The organism is Paenibacillus sp. MT124 (assembly GCF_058792755.1).
This window is the reverse complement of record NZ_CM179500.1, coordinates 1617559-1634172: the sequence shown is the minus strand read 5'-3', so window position 1 is coordinate 1634172 and position 16614 is coordinate 1617559. Positions and strand designations below refer to the sequence as shown.

General features: G+C 48.8%; 13 protein-coding genes. 6 read left to right on the top strand and 7 right to left on the bottom strand.

From position 1 onward, the window contains the following. Positions 1-100 precede the first annotated feature (100 nt). The 6 genes from AC3RCI_RS07515 to AC3RCI_RS07490 form a co-directional block, all read right to left on the bottom strand. Positions 101-1354: a serine hydrolase domain-containing protein gene (locus AC3RCI_RS07515; RefSeq protein WP_492528314.1), complete on the bottom strand. Its 1254-nt coding sequence runs from the start codon at positions 1352-1354 to the stop codon at positions 101-103. After that, positions 1279-1899 (bottom strand): serine hydrolase domain-containing protein, encoded by a 621-nt coding sequence (locus tag AC3RCI_RS07510; protein ID WP_492528312.1) that lies wholly within the window; start codon positions 1897-1899, stop codon positions 1279-1281. Before AC3RCI_RS07510 ends, AC3RCI_RS07515 begins: the two co-directional genes overlap by 76 nt. Before the next feature lie 412 nt (positions 1900-2311). After that, positions 2312-3499 (bottom strand): glycoside hydrolase family 88 protein, encoded by a 1188-nt coding sequence (locus AC3RCI_RS07505; RefSeq protein WP_492528310.1) that lies wholly within the window; start codon positions 3497-3499, stop codon positions 2312-2314. Positions 3500-3562: 63 nt separating this feature from the next. After that, positions 3563-4366: a polysaccharide deacetylase family protein gene (locus AC3RCI_RS07500; protein WP_492528308.1), complete on the bottom strand. Its 804-nt coding sequence runs from the start codon at positions 4364-4366 to the stop codon at positions 3563-3565. 11 nt (positions 4367-4377) lie between these two features. Continuing rightward, positions 4378-5520: a serine hydrolase domain-containing protein gene (locus AC3RCI_RS07495; protein ID WP_492528306.1), complete on the bottom strand. Its 1143-nt coding sequence runs from the start codon at positions 5518-5520 to the stop codon at positions 4378-4380. Between the two features lie 26 nt (positions 5521-5546). Then, entirely contained in the window at positions 5547-7520 is a 1974-nt protein-coding gene (locus AC3RCI_RS07490) for a beta-galactosidase trimerization domain-containing protein (RefSeq protein WP_492528304.1), read from the bottom strand. Between the two features lie 158 nt (positions 7521-7678). Between AC3RCI_RS07490 and AC3RCI_RS07485 the strand changes: the two genes are divergently transcribed. Next, entirely contained in the window at positions 7679-8548 is an 870-nt protein-coding gene (locus tag AC3RCI_RS07485; protein WP_492528302.1) for a helix-turn-helix transcriptional regulator, read from the top strand. A 112-nt stretch (positions 8549-8660) separates the two neighbouring features. Here AC3RCI_RS07485 and AC3RCI_RS07480 read toward each other — a convergent pair whose 3' ends face one another. Next, a complete protein-coding gene (locus AC3RCI_RS07480) occupies positions 8661-9521 on the bottom strand; it encodes a helix-turn-helix domain-containing protein (protein ID WP_492528300.1) in 861 nt (286 codons plus the stop codon). 76 nt (positions 9522-9597) lie between these two features. Between AC3RCI_RS07480 and AC3RCI_RS07475 the strand changes: the two genes are divergently transcribed. The 5 genes from AC3RCI_RS07475 (at position 9598) to AC3RCI_RS07455 (ending at position 16582) form a co-directional block, all read left to right on the top strand. Next, a complete protein-coding gene (locus AC3RCI_RS07475) occupies positions 9598-10260 on the top strand; it encodes a hypothetical protein (protein WP_492528298.1) in 663 nt (220 codons plus the stop codon). A gap of 30 nt (positions 10261-10290) precedes the next feature. Beyond that, a complete protein-coding gene (locus tag AC3RCI_RS07470) occupies positions 10291-14283 on the top strand; it encodes a glycoside hydrolase family 2 protein (protein WP_492528296.1) in 3993 nt (1330 codons plus the stop codon). A gap of 72 nt (positions 14284-14355) precedes the next feature. After that, on the top strand, positions 14356-15327 hold the full coding sequence (locus tag AC3RCI_RS07465; protein WP_492528294.1) for an alginate lyase family protein: 972 nt from the start codon (positions 14356-14358) through the stop codon (positions 15325-15327). Positions 15328-15432: 105 nt separating this feature from the next. Then, entirely contained in the window at positions 15433-15693 is a 261-nt protein-coding gene (locus AC3RCI_RS07460) for a helix-turn-helix domain-containing protein (protein WP_492528292.1), read from the top strand. A 52-nt stretch (positions 15694-15745) separates the two neighbouring features. Continuing rightward, a complete protein-coding gene (locus AC3RCI_RS07455; RefSeq protein WP_492528290.1) occupies positions 15746-16582 on the top strand; it encodes an IS3 family transposase in 837 nt (278 codons plus the stop codon). Positions 16583-16614 lie beyond the last annotated feature (32 nt).

Sequence of the window (16614 nt, the reverse complement as noted above, 5' to 3'; positions counted from 1 at the left end):
GAAATTCAAAAAATAAAAACTCTTCAACCCAAATAGGGAGTCAGATGACCTTCTGATGATTTCGGAACATTTATAATCTTTAAAATCCCTTCATACTTTTCTAAACATACAAATTCCATCCCACAACAAAAGCAGCCAAGATGAAAGCCGAGATGCCAGACATGATATACATCACCTTTTGCTTTTTGGCGTAACTGCTCTTCCGCAGTTTGTAAATAAGAAGGCCAAGATACGCCACCGCCAGAACTACATAAAGTAGGTTAAACCCTAAATTAATCCGTATTGAAGAATAAGCGGGGTAACTTGGAAGTCTGGTAAAGATGATAAAAAGATTAAGAAGGAGTAACCCACCTGCGAAATTAATGGCAAGATAATATTTATCAAAATGGGTTGAAGGATTTCCTCGTTTTTTATGTTTGTAAAGAAGCATCCGGATTATGTAACCGATCAAAGCACCTAAGCTGAAAATGATGACTAGCGCAACAGGAATAAGAGATATTGCAATCAAGTTTACCTTTAAACTCGATACAGGCAAGTAATCCATGTAAGGAGTGTAGGAAATTTTCTCAACAACGCCATTATGCTCGACCACATTATAAAGACTACTTAACTCCGCTTTTGAAAATTTGGTTATATCCAGCTGCCTAAATAAATCGGTAAATCTAGAGGCGGGCCGCCTTGCGGATTGAAAATATCCTCCTCCCTCAGAAGTAACCGAATTAACGTATGTGCTGTTACCGAAAATTTTGCTAATAAGTCCATAATAATAGACTTCCTCAAACGCAATGTTTGTCATGACCACCATTCCAAATTTGGATTCTGGATCAAAGACAACTTTGCTTGAAAATCCTTTTAAATTCCCCTCATGCATCAGCGTAGGTATCCAGTACTCCATCTCAACAAATCCATGCGCAAATCGCGGAGTCGAAGTCCCGTCATAATATAGACTGGTTGACAACATTTCGTCTAACGTATCTCTCTTGGCAAATAATACACTGTTAGCATCAACAGGCATCAGCGCTGCAAGGAATTTCCCTAAATCTTCTGCTGTCCCCATGGCTGCCCCTGTAGGATAAAACGTTAAATATACTCTGTTCTCAGGGATCCGTTTCAAATCTTTCGTATACCCTTCAATCTCATTCCTTCTTTGCACGAGGTCTGGACGATCCTGCCCCGTTGGATGAACCGTAGTGTCGTTCATATGAAGCGGTTCAAAAATATGTTGATTAACATATTCATAATAAGGTTGGCCACTTACCAATTCCACGATGTAACCGGCTAGTCCAACGCCATAGTTTGAATAACCGACGACGCTATTCGGTTTATATATCTGTTTCGGCTCGTTTTTACGCATAAATCATAATTTTCACTCTCGTCGTAATAGTACACTTCGGTCGCTGTTTGATCTTCCCAACCCGCATTGTGATGCATCAGGTTCAATAGGGTAATCGGTTCATCGTATTTGAGTTTTTTGAAAAATCCCTCTGGCAGATATTCTCTGATATCCGTATCCAGATCAAGCTTCCCTTGTTCGACAAGCTGCATCAGACTCGTATAGACCAACAGTTTAGAGACGGAAGCCCATTCAAAAACAGTGGATGGTTGCGCCTTTCGCTGATTCTCAATATCCGCAAAGCCATATGCCTTATTTACTATGAATTCGCCATCTTTGATCGCCACAACAGAAACGGCTGCGGTATACTTCTCATACGACGCAACATAAGAATCAATCATGTACTCTAACTCTGTTAAAGGAATTCTGGATGGTGTAGTCTGAACCTGTTCTTCAGCGTAGACAGGTAACGCACATGCGATAAGGATGAATACGAGTGACAAAACACAAGCTATAACTTTGTTTACCGTGTTAACCCTGGGATCTCTCTTGCGATTTTTCTGCATCAGCAACTCTCCTTCAACATCAGATAAGTTCGAATCTAGCTCACCCTCCTCAAACCTTAATTCTATGTAAGTCTATGAATACACACTTTTTTGTGAATTTCATCACGATCATTAAGTTGACTTAAACATTTCTAGTAATATGTATCACTTCAATCTTTCATTTAGTATAACAGTAATTTTATTACAAAATAAAGCGTTTTCGTATTGGGTCTCAAATAGGAAGTATACAAAATTAAAGGGGAGATTATCGCTGATTGTTTTAAAAAAGAGTATGGGACAATGCCCTCTCCCACGGCCCTATCAAAAGAACCAAGTTTGAACGAGGATCATCATCCCAATGTGTCAGTACGTTGTTTTTTCCAAGTCTCTTATTCATGTTCCCCAATGCCTTATATAACCCGTTATTACAGTGTTACTCCCCGCTACGCTCATACCAATAACCAGGAATACCATGCGCAAGACGCATTAACGCTTCCAGGTAAAAGTAGTCGCCCCAGATCATATAATCATCAGGTGATAAGCCGCCATGGATATGATAAGACCCATGCTTAAGAAAGCCTTCCGCTTCATCGTCACCGATCGTGGCATAGTTATTGATCAGCGATTCCATGCTTGTTGCCAACATCTGCTCGAAATACAGACGATCCGGATCACCAGCAGCCAAATGGGAGATGAGCTCCGCCAGTCCGGCAGCGACGATCGCTGAGGCTGAACTATCCCGGTAAGTATCCTCAGCCACAGGGGCATTGAAGTCCCAATAAGCAACACTGTCCTCGGGTAAATGTTCAAGGAAGTAGCAGGCCATACGCTTGGAAGTCTCCAGAAATGCCGTAATTCCAGTATAGCGATAGGATAGCGCAAACCCATATACTCCCCAAGCTTGCCCCCGCGTCCACGTCGAGCCATTGCTGTAGCCTTGATGTGTAGCGCCGCCGATGGGAACACCCGTCTTCGTATCCAAGAAAAACGTATGATACGAACTATCATCCCCTCTAACGATATAACGCCGTGTTTTCTCTGCCTGGATCTGTGCTATTTCAGCGTACGTTGAATCACCCGTCTGTTCACTTGCCCAATACAATAACGGCAGATTAAGCAGGCAATCAATAATAATCCTCCCCGCTTCTTGCTCGTTATCTGGGGCCCCCCAAGCTTGAATATAACCGCTGCCGTCACTCGTAGTCCGCCAACGTTTCACTAATACATCAGCTGCAGCTAGAGCCAACTCCCGAGCGCTTTCATCGCCAGTGATGATCCACTGGGCTTTGGCCGATAAGCTGTACAAAAATCCGATATCATGGTGATCCAGGGAGACATGCTGCTCAAGCCGCTGACGTAAACTTGCTACAGCCTCTTCTGCTGCCTTCCGGTAGCGTTCATCGTGTGAATATTCATAGCACAACCACAATATCCCCGGCCAGAAGCCATCTGTCCAGTCATCGTTATCATTCAAAATATAAGTTCCATTCAGACTCACATGGGGAAACCGGGTCCCGAACTTATCCATATTATTTAGCGTTTTCGATAGAATGTCCTCAATGGCTTGTATATAATGTTGTTTTCCTTGTAATTCCGTTGTTTGCAATCCCTCGGTAGACATCGCACTTCAGTCCTCTCTTCATCTATTAGGAGAAATTGACCAGAGAATGACAGCAAAAAAGGATCATGAACCGAGCTCGGTCAATTGGCCTGCCGCAAGCTCTACGACGTCCGTTTCCACGCTTACCCATACACGTTGTGCAGATGGATTATGGACGATCCGGTAATCTGCCGAGAATCGGAGCTGCCGCAATGCATGCATATACGAAACAATTTCAGCATTCGTAGCAAACCAGATATTTTCGTTTCCGGCAACGAGTTCTCCAAACTGACCGATCAGCTCCCAGTTGTTGTCGTTCTCAAATTCATAGCTGTGCCCCCACACATACAGCAATGCCATCTTGGTATGCCTCTGCTTTAAAGCAAGTAACTGCTGCGCGTACTCCACCATTTGCCGATAATGGCAGGTCGGATGCCATCTCAGGAAGTCTGAAGGCATATTGAACCCGAACTCGTTTGCTGCTGTCCGGGCATACTCTATCCCGAGTGAAGGCAGCAGCGAGACAAGCTGGTCATTATATGTACCAAAAGGATAGCTCATCCCACGCACAGGATAACCAACCAGAGCCTCCAATCCCTTTCGGTCCTCCGTGATTTCCTGAACCATTTGTTCGACCGGCGACTGTTCGAGAAAAGGATGGCTGACGGTATGTGCAGATACTTCATGCCCTGTGAACAGGGGACGTATCTCCTCCCGTGTAAGAAATCCCGCTTTTCCGAGCGTACCGCTGTTTAAGTGAAACGTGCCTTTGAGACCATATTCATTAAACTTCTCGACAAGTCTTCTGTCATGAATCTGCCCATCATCGAAACTCAGAGTGATGGCCTTGTGCACCCCACCCGGAAAGCGATCATAGCGAATTCTCATGCCAATTCCTCCTAACGATGGTTCAAGCAAGCGTAAACGAGATTTCTCAAGCGTGGATGCACATAGGGCTCTTGATTGTTCAACATATGCTGCGCATACATGACGGTCAGCTGAGAAGACGGGTCCATAATCGCCAGAGCACCGGCTGCGCCGCTCCAGCCAAATTCACCAAGCGGACTGAGCGACCCGCTGGTCTGTTTGGAACAATGGGTGCGAACACCAAGCCCGTAACCATACCCCGCAAGCTGTGACCACGAGAAATGACTGCGGGTTGCCTCCGTCAAATGATCTGTTCTCATGAGATTCACCGTCTCGGCTGCCAGGATTCGAACGCCTTCGGGGCTTGTTCCTTGTTGGGTAAGTGCATTCAGAAAGACGGCGTAATCATTCACCGAGGAAAATATCCCGGCACCGCCGCTCTCATATTCCGAACCGATCCGGTAATCGTTCCCCTCCTTGCGAATAGGTTTGCCTAAGGACTCGCTATATTCATACTGGGGAGCCAAACGGCTTTGGTTCTCTTCCGATACATCGAAGCCGGTATCATACATCCCGAGTGGGCCGGTAATTTCATCCCGAACATAGGCGCCGAACCGTCTTCCATCGACAACTTCGACCACAGCGGCAAGAACATCATGGCTTAAACTGTAGCTCCACCTCGCCCCCGGTTCGAACAACAGCGGTTCTTCGGCGATGGCCGCCACAACTTCGCGGGTTGGCGCTCTTCCGCTTGTGCGTCTTACGACTTCCCGGATCGAAGGGGAACGGATATCATAAGAGAGCCCGGCCGACATGGTAAAGAGATCCCGTACCCGGATCGCTCTCTGGGCTTTCTCCAATACCATTTCACCGCTCGGCAAGGTCACCTTCACGGCCATCTCGCCATATTCAGGAAGATAGTCCGACAACGGATCATTTAACAGGAGTGCTCCCTTTTCTACCAACTGAAGGGCGGCCGTGCAGGTCAGAATTTTGGTCAGTGAATACAGCCGAATCATCTGCCTGTCGTGGATGGGAGTACGTTGTTCCAAGTCAGCATAGCCGCTGCGGTAGCGAAAGACCTCTTGATTGCGGTACAAAACCAAAACCTCTGCCCATGGAATTCGCCATTCCGTTAAGCGGTCAATAAATATGGATAGCGGTTTGAAGTCCATCGCTTTGCTTCCTTCCTGTCTCAATATCACTCGTAATCGATAACTACCATCTGATGGCATTCAAGCTTCGGAACGGTGTAGCTAACCGAACCCTTCTCCCACTTAAAGGGGATGGACTGGACTTGCGGCGCCAAATACACATTCTTCACTTGATGGGGAGTCCGGAGGGACACCTCAACATCATATAAAGGCACGATATCCTCAATCACTTCGATCTGTTTGCCGCGGCGGACCGGGGACGCATACAGCAGATGATGGACCAGCCTTTTCTCTTGCTTTTGATCTTGCAGGGTGGTTACGCCCTGGGCAGGCAGATCGGTGTTCAGCGTTTTATTAGGCAGCAGGCGGTTCAGCGCATACAGGATCGTCTCCTTCAGGATCAGACTTCCCTGGTTCGCATAATCTTCGAACACGTTCCAAGCCAGATAGATGCCGCTGCGGCTCTCTACCATACCTGGTCCACCATATACATCGCTGCTTGGTGTATGCTGATGCGAACAGAAGGTAAAGACATCGCGGTTAAAGTACGGATCTTTCCTGCTTCCAAGCTCCGTTCCGCCGGCAAGTTCAAGCTTCTGGCCTTCCGTATACATGACAAAGGAAGCTTCCCCCAGGCTTGCAGGCTTGAACAACGGATGAAAAAAGTCCGGACGGTATGGATTCACTCCCACATATCTCACTCCGAAATCAATGGCGAAGGACGTGCCCTCCTGATCCAGACCCGACCAGCCTGTGGCGAGGACCTTACCTCCCTGCTGCAAAAACAAATCCAGCTTATCCTTCAGCTCGTCATTCACCGCCACATAATCCGGTAAAATTAGCACCTGATAATTCGTAAAATCATGCTCCGTATCAATCACATCAAATAGGATATTGCCCTCCAGCAGCATGCGTACAGCGCCTGCATCCGAATCGTTCCGACTTGCGTCTTCTTGGGCTTTAGGGTGCACACCCGCTGCTTCTAAGGACAACAACGCTACATCTGCAACGTTCGCGGCATTCACGCACCATGCTTCCTTACTTTCGACTTCACGGTAAGCCGTACCGATCAATTCATAGGTTGCCGGATCCATACGGCCATCAGGTTGAAGCTGATCCCCAATCGAACACTTTGCACCATTCGCAAGACTGAGAGCGGTTTCATATCGGAGTGCGTTTGGATGCTTATATCCGCCGAATTCTCCCCACGCGGTATGAAATTTCCCGGTCATGCCAAGAAATTCAAATCCAAGCGTTTGTACGTACCTCGCCGAAAGAGGAAAATGGTCATAACCCCATCCACCTGTAGGCAGCGACTCCAGTTCCAAATGGGTATTCATTGCAGCCAAATCGCGACGACCGCGCTTGATATGTCCGCCATTATGGAAAATGGGCAGACCTGGTTTTATCGATTCCACCGTTTCCTTCACCCTGGCTGTGTAATTGGCATATGTGCTCTCCCATAGGCTCTTCATCGCTTCCTCGTTGCGAGGGTCATCCCCCTTACGTCGTATGGTATCCACACAGTTATGACAGTAACATTTGCGTATACCCACAATATCAAGAAACAATCCGTCTACATCATATCGGAGCAACACTTCCCGAATTTGTTCGATCAGGATATCGAGATAAGGAGAGTTCATGCAAAATTGATGATAGCCTGGCTGCATGAAGCCTTCAGCCCAATTCGTTCGATCATTCATGTCACGGATCAGCCACTCGGGATGACGCCGGGCTAACTTTTCATCCAAACCGGCCGAAAGATACACTGGTGTTTTTACGTTGATTTCATGGGCTGCCTCGATCTGTGCCGCAAGCAAATCGAAGCTTAAACCCGGATGAATCTCATTGGCCTCCGAAGGATGATACGCCCAGCCATGATGGCACTTGGAAAACACCGTAATTGAGTCAACATGTCCAAGCTTCAACATGTCTTGAAACTGCCTTTTGTCAAAACTCTCCCCAATGGGAACAATGGCTTCCGAGGTATGGAAATCCAGATGGACTTGACGGAATCGCATGATTTCGCTTCCTTTCTCGTTCATATATCCCTAATATAGGCCTTCCAGCATTGAACGAATAGGTGTAAAGACGACTTTTTATAGCACAATTCCGACCATTCGTAATTCAGTGCATGATACAATAGGTGCACCAAGAAGTAATGGAAAGGGCTGGCCTTATGAATTGTCTTGAGCTAACCATCCCCCCACTTCCGCAGTTAGTGACGATCGGTCACTCCATCTGGGATCCGGGGCAGCAGCACCTGAGCCGTTCGTTTAACTTGTATGACATGCTCTTTGTAATGAAGGGTACCTTGTACATGACGGAAGATGATGTGCCATTCGAAATCACAGCAGGCTCCTTGCTTGTGCTTGAGCCGAACCGTCTGCATGTCGGACATCGCCCTTGCGAGGAAGAAACCGAAATATACTGGCTCCACTTGGCCCACCCTGCGCCTGTCCGAACGATGGACAGCGGACAAATTCCATGGTCGACTCCCTTCACGAAAGGCTCCAACCTGGATGTCACTCCGCACCGGCAGGTCATGTATATTCCCAAATTCACAAGCCTGCACACTCCAAGCATTCTTCCCTTCCTGCAGCGAATGATGGAGCTTCACCATAGCTTGTCGCCCGCAACGTCCTTGCCGCTGCAGGGTCAGCTCGCTGGTTTGTTGACCGAACTGCAGTCGGCTATGCGCCTGCAATATGCTCCACGCTCAAGAATACTGTGCGATCAAACGATAGGCTATCTCGAGGAGCATATCACCCGTCCCTTCGATGCGAAGCATATGGAAGAAACGCTCCATTTCCATGTGGACTATCTCTCCCGCTGCCTGAAGAAATACACAGGGCTGAGTCCACTTCAATACCTGCACGAGCTGCAGATGAATAAAGCTAAATCTCTTTTGGAAAATACGAGCCTTCCCGTATCCGAGATCGGTGTGCTGATCGGGATTGAGAACGCCAATTATTTTATTCGCCTATTCCGAAAAAAGCTGGGAATGACACCCGGTCAATATCGAAGCACCCGCTTGGGCCGCACATGACAAAAACAGCAGGAACGTAATCGTCCCTGCTGTTTTCTTATGAGCTCATATTGTTTTGTTATGAGTTCCTATTGTTTTCCTATGAGTCTCTGTTGTTTTCTTATCAAGACGTTTAGACGTATTTCTCCCGATATTCCGTAGGCGTACACAGGTAAACCTTCTTGAACTGGCGGGCGTAATAATTCTGATCCCGGAATCCGCTCTCTTGAGCCACTTGCAGAATGGACAAATTGGGATTACGCAGAAGCGTACAGGAATAATCCAGCCTCCGCCGGATCACATAGTCCATGGGCGTTGTTTGGAAGTTCCTTGCGAACTCGCGAAGAAACTGCCTTTTGGACAAATACGCCCTTTCCGCGAGCATATCCAGATTGAGAGGCTCCTGAAAGTGTTCCTCCAGGTACGTAATGGACTCGGCGATTCGCAGCGCTTTATTCTGAGGCCACCCGTTGTTCGCCACATAATAACGGGAGAGCACACCCATGAGTGCCGTAAAGTAGGAGCGGATCATCATTCGGTAACCTTCCGGCCTCTGATCATGCTCACTCAGAATGACATCCAGCAGACCGATGACCTGCCGCAGCTGTTCATCATTTAAGGTAAGCATCCCTTTGAAGTTCATTTCCTTCCGGTAGAACGGCTCGAAATAAAATAATGCCTGGAAGCCGGCCATCAGCTTCAGTTCCTGCAGCTGAGTCATCTGGTCAGGATGAAACATGACGTTGACGTACTCGATATGATCCACGTCTTTATAGCCATGGGACACATTGCCATGGATGAAGAACACCTGCCCGGCAGAGATCGGATACTCCCTTCCTTCGATAATGTGCGTTGCGGTACCTCCAAGAATGACAACGAGCTCGGAATAGTCATGCTGGTGGACATCAAAGTCATGAGTTAGAGGGCATTTCTCAATGCGAAAAATAAAATCCGGTTCAAGCCCCAGGTCCAGATAATGGCTTTTTCTATTCATGTCGCTATTATGCTAAAGAAGGTCATTATCGTCAAGGAATTATGAAGCCAATTACAGTAACATGGGGATAAAAGACTTGAAACTGAGGTGGCTTATGTACCGCTATCATTTCCGTGCGCAGTGCCGCGAGAATTCGAATCTTAAGCAATTGTTCCGCGAAGCTTTACCCGTACTTCAACTTCAAACCCGGATGAAGGAACTCGAGGCCTGTCAACTTAGTCTGTTCCATTTCGGGACACAGCTGTTTCTTTATTATGAAAGTCCGGTCCAATCGGTTGATCCTCATGAACTGTTCGCTCACTGTGAAGACGCTTTGGAAATCTGGCCCGGAACGAGCAGTGCTAGAAGGTGGGTACCGATGATCGATATATTCCACTATCACAAGCCGGTCAGCGAGAAACAATGGTTAAGACAAAACGCTTCGGCCCGGCCTTATGCCAGAATCGCCCATCTCAAGCCGGATCAAGTCGCCAGTTATGTCTTCTACCATTACCAGTATCAGGAGGAGAAGCCGGGGGATGGCGATAAGTACGGGATGATTGCCCTGCATGAGAATCTGATGTTCTTCTACTCGGAAGATCCGGCAACCATCGAGGAGCCGTCCTATTCAGGCAAGCTCTCCACATCCCATACGCCGCCTGATTGGGCGGGAACGATGGAGCCTCACTTCATACCCTGGGATTCGTCCGATGGGAGCTCACTGATCTGGCTGGAAATTCCGCTCGTTATCCGGGCATAACGAATGTCAAACGAAAGGAGTATTCCTACCATGCGAACTCAATATTGCTTAAACGGTGAATGGAATTTCATGCCTTTGTATGAGCAGGGCACTGGCTTCGGGCTTCCTGCAGAGCTGGTTTACGAAGAGCAAAAGGTTCAAGTCCCCTCCAGCTGGAGAAGCTCCTACGAAAGGCCTCCGGGAAAGAGCTTCGGGATCATTCCCGAGTACGAATATGCACCTTATGATGTATTTCAATATCCGAAGGAGTGGGCGCAAGCCGAAGCGGGAGTTCTTCATCGATCGTTCCGGATACCTCCATCCATGAAAGAACCAGGGACACGCATCTTCCTCCGTATGGACGGGATCATGCAAAAGGCTGCCGTGTATCTCGACCATCATCTCGTAGCCATGTGGGAGGATGGTTACCTGCCTCTTCTCGTGGAGATTACCAAACTGGTCAGAAAGGATACGGAGCACGAACTTCATGTAGTCTGCGGCAGCTTTGACAAGGTGGAGATTCCTTCAGGTCAACAGAAAATCACAGGTCTTGCAGGCTCGTGGTTCGGTTCGATTGCCAGAGGGATATGGCAGGACGTATATCTGGAAAGTCGGCCGGAGATTTCGATTGCCGATGTAACGATCCGAACGTCGGTACGGGAGAATCGGCTGGAAGTAGATGCTGCGGTAATCCATCCCTTGGCTTCCTCCTTGAAGACATCCCACAAGGCTATTCTTCATGTGCGCGAAAACGGTGATTCGGCGTCCTCCCCCATTCTTCAGGCTGAAGCTGATGTGTTAGCCGTGAGCGGCCAAGGGGATTCAAGCCGGCCCACGTTCCGCCTGGATTGGGAGGACGCCAAGTACTGGAATCCGGAGCAGCCTTTCTTGTACAGCTTGGAGCTTGTGCTTCTGGACGGTGACCGGGTTATCGACCGGGTGGAACAGCCATTCGGCTTCCGTGAGATCTGGACCGAGGGTTCGCAGTTTATTCTTAACGGTACGCCCATAAACTTGCGCGGTGACTCCTGGCATTTCCAGGGTGCCATTCAACAAACACAGGAGTACGTACGCACCTGGTATGGCATGTGCAAGGAGGCCGGAGTTAACTGTGTTCGTCTGCATGCCGCGCCTCATCCGACCTATTATCTGGATATCGCCGATGAGATGGGCATGCTGATTGTGGATGAAACGGCCATCTACGGTTCGAGCAAATCCATGCCTGCCGATCATCCCGATTACATCGCAAACTGCAAATCCCATGTCCGCAGACTGGTAGAGCGTGACCGTAATCATCCATCCATTATCCTGTGGAGCTTGCAGAACGAGATGCGATGGGTGGACGGCCGCGATATATTCAAGCAGCATATGCCTTCCATGATGAATCTCATTCGCGAGTTGGATACTACCCGCCCGATCATCGCAGAAGGCGATAACCGTCTCCTCCCCCAAGAACTCACAGAGGTGGAGAGCAGGCACTATAACATAGACGGCACCATTGACGCGTGGGATCGGAAGACGCCTCTCGTGTTCGGCGAGCATGGCGGCTGGTGGTATGTCTGTCCTCAGAACAGCAGCATGTACGTAGGCTTGGCAGCGTATCGAAACACGGATGAATGCATCCGAGGTCTGGCCGAGAAGGAGCGGCTGTTCGTGGAATATGCGAGGCGGCAAGGCGTTTCGGGAATCTCCACCTTCAACTTCGCCCATTATTTCATGCGGGCCATGCCGGAGCAAGATATTGTGCTTCCTCCATCCGCTCCAGATACGTCGGGGCCGAAACCAAAAGTCATACCCAAATACGCGCTCACGCTGAATAACGGTCTTCTTCCGAAGGAATATCCGCTTTATATGAAGAACCCGTCCTTCCCGATCATGGAAGCCTCTTTCAAGCCAGCTACCATGATACCGGCAGAATACAATCGTTCCTTCTTCGATGATGGGCCGATTTCCAGAAGCTTCGATGTCTATAACGATACCTTCCATTCAAGTCAGACTCGGATTGAATGCGAAGTACGTCAGGAAGGCAGACTCCTTCACCATGAGCTCTTCCTATTCAACCAAGAACCGGCGAATCATGAGATTGTGACCGTAACCTGGAAGCCTGAGCCTGTCACGGACGTAACCGCTATACACTTTCATGCCGTAATGTTTCATGATGACAAGCTCGTTCATGAGCTGAATTTGCAGTACAAACTGTATCCCTCACATTATAAAACCACCCCTGTCTCTATAGGCCGACCTGTGGCCTACATAGGTCGGGAAGAAGACTTCCATTTGTTGAACAGCCTTGTCCCGGAATGCAGGCGAATCCCGCTTGAACAGCTTGGTGAGCTTTCACCCAATCACCTCGTCGTTGCAGGCAGCGGGCTGGAGGATGAGGGCGGTCAACTGGAGATTGTGCTCCAAAATTATGTGCGGAGGGGCGGGCGTCTTCTGCTGTTGGAACAGCTTCATCTGTCTCTGGGTCAATTGACGATGTCGCGGCAGGATTTCATCCGTGCCCACGCGGGCAGCTATACCCATCCCATCCTTCAGGGCTTGGACAATGATGATTTGATGTATTGGCACGAAAAGATCCGTGAGGATGGCCCCCCTCCTATCATCCACGCCGCTTTCGAGAAACCGATCAAGGGCAACTTCAATATGATCTTGGAATGCAGCGCAGGGGACTTTGGAGACGGCGGCGATCTGTGGTCACCTCTTCTGGAATACCGCGAAGGCAGCGGCCTCTTCATCGCTAATCAATTGCAGCTCATGGAGCACTTCGATACCGTCCCGGCGGCCTGCTGCTTGCTGCGCAACATGCTCGCTTATGCAGGAAACGTCGAAACGATAGCGATCCGAACGGCTGCATGGGTCGAACCGGGAGGAGCAGCAGCGCATTTCCTGCGGTCCCTTGGCCTTTCCTTCGACGTGCTCGAGAATATCACGAGCAGCCTTCTCGGGACATATCAACTGCTTGTCGTGGAGCCAAACCTCCTTTTGGGTACGGATTCCGCAGCCCTGTTACATGAATATGTTCGGCATGGCGGTCAACTCGTCATCCTTCCCGCTGCTCCAGGTCATGAAGCCGCCCTATCTGCTCTGTTGAAGCGTCCTGTCTCGATCCTGAAGCATGAAACGTACCACTTGCAGGCGAATTACGATATGCCTGCGGTACAAGGATTAAGTCCGGTTGACCTATTCGGTTTCGACAAGGTTTTTCTCTCGCCCAGAGAAGTCGTTAATCGTCCTTTGGCTTCTTACAGTCTGGATACGACCGATGCAGCAGTACTATGTGCAAGCGTAGAAGGGACCGCATGGAAGGATTATTTTGTGCATGGGCATACGTCGGAATACAGCAGGCTGGCATTGGTGGAGCTAAACCGGGATCATCAGCGTCCTGCCGGGAGTTTCGTACTTCAAGCGGAACAGGAACAAGGAAGTATCATTTTATCTCAACTGCTCCTTGAACCGGATTCCGCCAAGTCCATACGCTTATATAGCCGGCTCTTGGCCAATCTCGGGGCTGCCATAGACGACGGTCTTCTTCACAGCTCCAAAACAGACGCGCACTGGTCCGTTGAAAAGGTCATGGCTCTGCCTTGCAAGCCTTGGGTCAATTACGAGGAAATGAAGGCCTACTATACGGATCCGGAATTCTCGCTGAACAATCTGGGCGAGGGGCTCTACGGCTGGATGCTCAAGAAAGAACGAAGTTCTTCGGACGGTGCCTTTCTTATCCAGGATCCCGGTGATGAGCACTGGTTCCTGAGCTGTTTCGTTCATGGTTTGGACCCTTCATGTAATCCGGTCGATGGTATCCTTCGAGGTAAGCTTCAAGTCAACACAAACTGCGAATATGAGATTTATATAAACGGGAGTCATGTTCCCGATCCGGTAAGACATATCGAGCTGCGTGCCGGTATTAATCGTCTGATCGCTATCGTGCAAGGAGCCGGGGAGGACATCCGGTTCGGTATGGTATTTAGGAACGCAGACAGTTCATACATGAGGCATCTTCGTTATTGTCTGACCTTGGATGATGTAGAGCCCAAGTAGGTTTGCTTTTCTGTATCTGTTACTACAACAAGGATATTAATGAATCATTCCATTTCAGAAGAGGTGGGCTGCATGCATATGAATCATCCGACTGCACTTGAAGTTCTTCTTGATCAAGCAAACGGGAGTCTATCTGCGAACAGCCATGCGATTGCCACTTGGGGTATTCCCGGCTTTTACCAGGATACTGAGGGGCACACGCTCGCGAAGCAGCGGATGGAGAAGGATGCCCAAGCGGCCTTTACGACTGCACTGGCCCACCGGCTGACAGGAACAGCTGCTTATGCAGACAAAGCGAAGGAAATCATCATGGGCTGGGCAGTGGTTAATCGGGAGATTACAGGTGCGGACGGACCATTGGTATCCGCCTATCTGGGGGTTGGACTCCTTCTGGCGGCAAATGAAATCAAAGAATACGTGGACTGGAGCGAAAAGGAGCGAGAAATGTTCACCCAATGGATGACCCGGGTGTGCCTGCCGGAGTGGGATCGAATCCCCCTCCGCAACAACTGGTGGAGCTGGAGTCTGTATGCCCAGTTAGCGCTGTATCGTTTTATGGATGATAAGCTTGGTTTGGCAGAAGAGGTGACCGCGCTCAAAGAACATCTCGACCACTCCCTCTCCATCGAAGGATTCATTCCGGAAGAAGCGTCCAGAGGCAAGCATTCCCTGTGGTATCATTATTTCGCTCTCGCTCCGGTAACGGCCGCCGCCAAGCTCGTCCTGGATACAACGGGAGAGGATTTGTTCCGCTGGGTCTCACCGGGCGGCAAAAGCCTCCATTGTGCCGTCGAACAATTCTTCCATTATGTCAACGGACATCTGAAAGAATGGCCATACGACGATAATCCGATCTTCCCGGCACAGCTCTCTGGCGGAACATGGCCCCTCGATCTGGTTGAGGCGATGGCGAACATCTATAAGAATCCGGACTTTGAACGTTTTGTCGCCCCTTACCGCCCGATCACAGGCAATATTAATATCAATAGCGGCCATTATCATGCTTATGCCTGGATCTATCCCGAGCTGCAATTTCAACGTTAGCTATAAGAAAAGAGCCTTTCCGAATATGTGAAGTGCACCCCTTAGAATAGACATTGGAAAAACCCCTGGGTTTAACCGATGAAATTCTAGGGGGTGCATTTTTTTATGGCGATTAAAGGACAAAAGTATAAAACGTATTCGGAGAAGATAAAAAAAGAGGCTATTCGTCTGCATACCGTTGAGGGGTGGACTTACCGAAAGATCAATGAACATTTGGGAATTCATGACCCGGGACGAATGAAGCGCTGGATGCGAAAACACCGGGAACAAGGCGAGTTTGGACTGTTGGATCAGCGAGGTCGACGGAAAGAATACTTGGATCAAGAACGCTATGTGCACAAACTGAAACGGAGAATGAGTTGCTAAAAAAGTGCTTGGTCATCTGGAAGGAGGAAGCAAACAAGAAAGATTTCAAATTATGGAAAAGGTAGCCGGATACGGTGACATCAAGAAACTCTGCCATGTGTTTGGCGTGTCTCGGAGTGGATTTTATGCCTATGTAAAACGCAAACGATTCGATCGCGATGCAAAGGCAAAGAGACAGGTCCTTCAAACGTATCAACGATATGAAGGCAAGTATGGCTATCGACAGCTCCAGTTGTTCCTTTGGCAAGATCAAGGCATTTGGATGAACCACAAGAAGGTGCTCCGCCTCATGCAAATGCTCGGTATCCAATCTCGAATTCGTCGTAAACGGCGCTCCAGCAGTTCGTATGCACCTGCTCAGCGCGTAGCAGAGAATCACTTGAAGCGGGACTTTAGTGCAGAAAAACCCAATCAGAAGTGGGTAACTGACATTACCCAGTATCGTGTGGGCGAGCGCTGGGTATATCTTTCAGCCATAAAGGATCTGTTTAATAACGAAATTGTAGCTTACGAAATAGGCGAACGCAACGACAATGAACTGGTGCTCAGCACATTCAGAAAAGCGTTTGCGAAGCAAAAAGACGTGACCGGACTGGTCGTTCACAGCGACCAAGGGTTCCAGTACACGTCTCATGCTTATCACGACATGCTGCCAAAGGTTGGCGCCCGAATCAGCATGTCTCGCCGAGGAAATTGTTATGACAATGCCTCTATGGAGAGTTTCTTCTCGCATCTCAAAACGGAAGGACTCTATCCTTATCATATCCGAACGCTTACCGAAGCACAAAGCAAAATCGAAAAATACATCCGTTTTTATAACCGAAGGCGGCCACAACGGAAACTAAAAAAACTGACGCCGGTAGAGTACCGACGCCAGTTTGCAGCCTAGGGTCTTTTTATAATGTCTAGAAAATGGGGTAT

Bases quoted from the DNA above. Each gene is read 5' to 3' on its own strand.
- AC3RCI_RS07460 (WP_492528292.1), top strand. From the start codon at position 15,433: ATGGCGATTAAAGGACAAAAGTATAAAACGTATTCGGAGAAGATAAAA.
- AC3RCI_RS07490 (WP_492528304.1), bottom strand. From the start codon at position 7,520: ATGCGATTCCGTCAAGTCCATCTGGATTTCCATACCTCGGAAGCCATT.
- AC3RCI_RS07470 (WP_492528296.1), top strand. From the start codon at position 10,291: ATGCGAACTCAATATTGCTTAAACGGTGAATGGAATTTCATGCCTTTG.
- AC3RCI_RS07465 (WP_492528294.1), top strand. From the start codon at position 14,356: ATGCATATGAATCATCCGACTGCACTTGAAGTTCTTCTTGATCAAGCA.
- AC3RCI_RS07495 (WP_492528306.1), bottom strand. From the start codon at position 5,520: ATGGACTTCAAACCGCTATCCATATTTATTGACCGCTTAACGGAATGG.
- AC3RCI_RS07480 (WP_492528300.1), bottom strand. From the start codon at position 9,521: ATGAATAGAAAAAGCCATTATCTGGACCTGGGGCTTGAACCGGATTTT.
- AC3RCI_RS07505 (WP_492528310.1), bottom strand. From the start codon at position 3,499: ATGTCTACCGAGGGATTGCAAACAACGGAATTACAAGGAAAACAACAT.
- AC3RCI_RS07500 (WP_492528308.1), bottom strand. From the start codon at position 4,366: ATGAGAATTCGCTATGATCGCTTTCCGGGTGGGGTGCACAAGGCCATC.
- AC3RCI_RS07510 (WP_492528312.1), bottom strand. From the start codon at position 1,899: ATGCAGAAAAATCGCAAGAGAGATCCCAGGGTTAACACGGTAAACAAA.
- AC3RCI_RS07455 (WP_492528290.1), top strand. From the start codon at position 15,746: ATGGAAAAGGTAGCCGGATACGGTGACATCAAGAAACTCTGCCATGTG.
- AC3RCI_RS07485 (WP_492528302.1), top strand. From the start codon at position 7,679: ATGAATTGTCTTGAGCTAACCATCCCCCCACTTCCGCAGTTAGTGACG.
- AC3RCI_RS07515 (WP_492528314.1), bottom strand. From the start codon at position 1,354: ATGCGTAAAAACGAGCCGAAACAGATATATAAACCGAATAGCGTCGTC.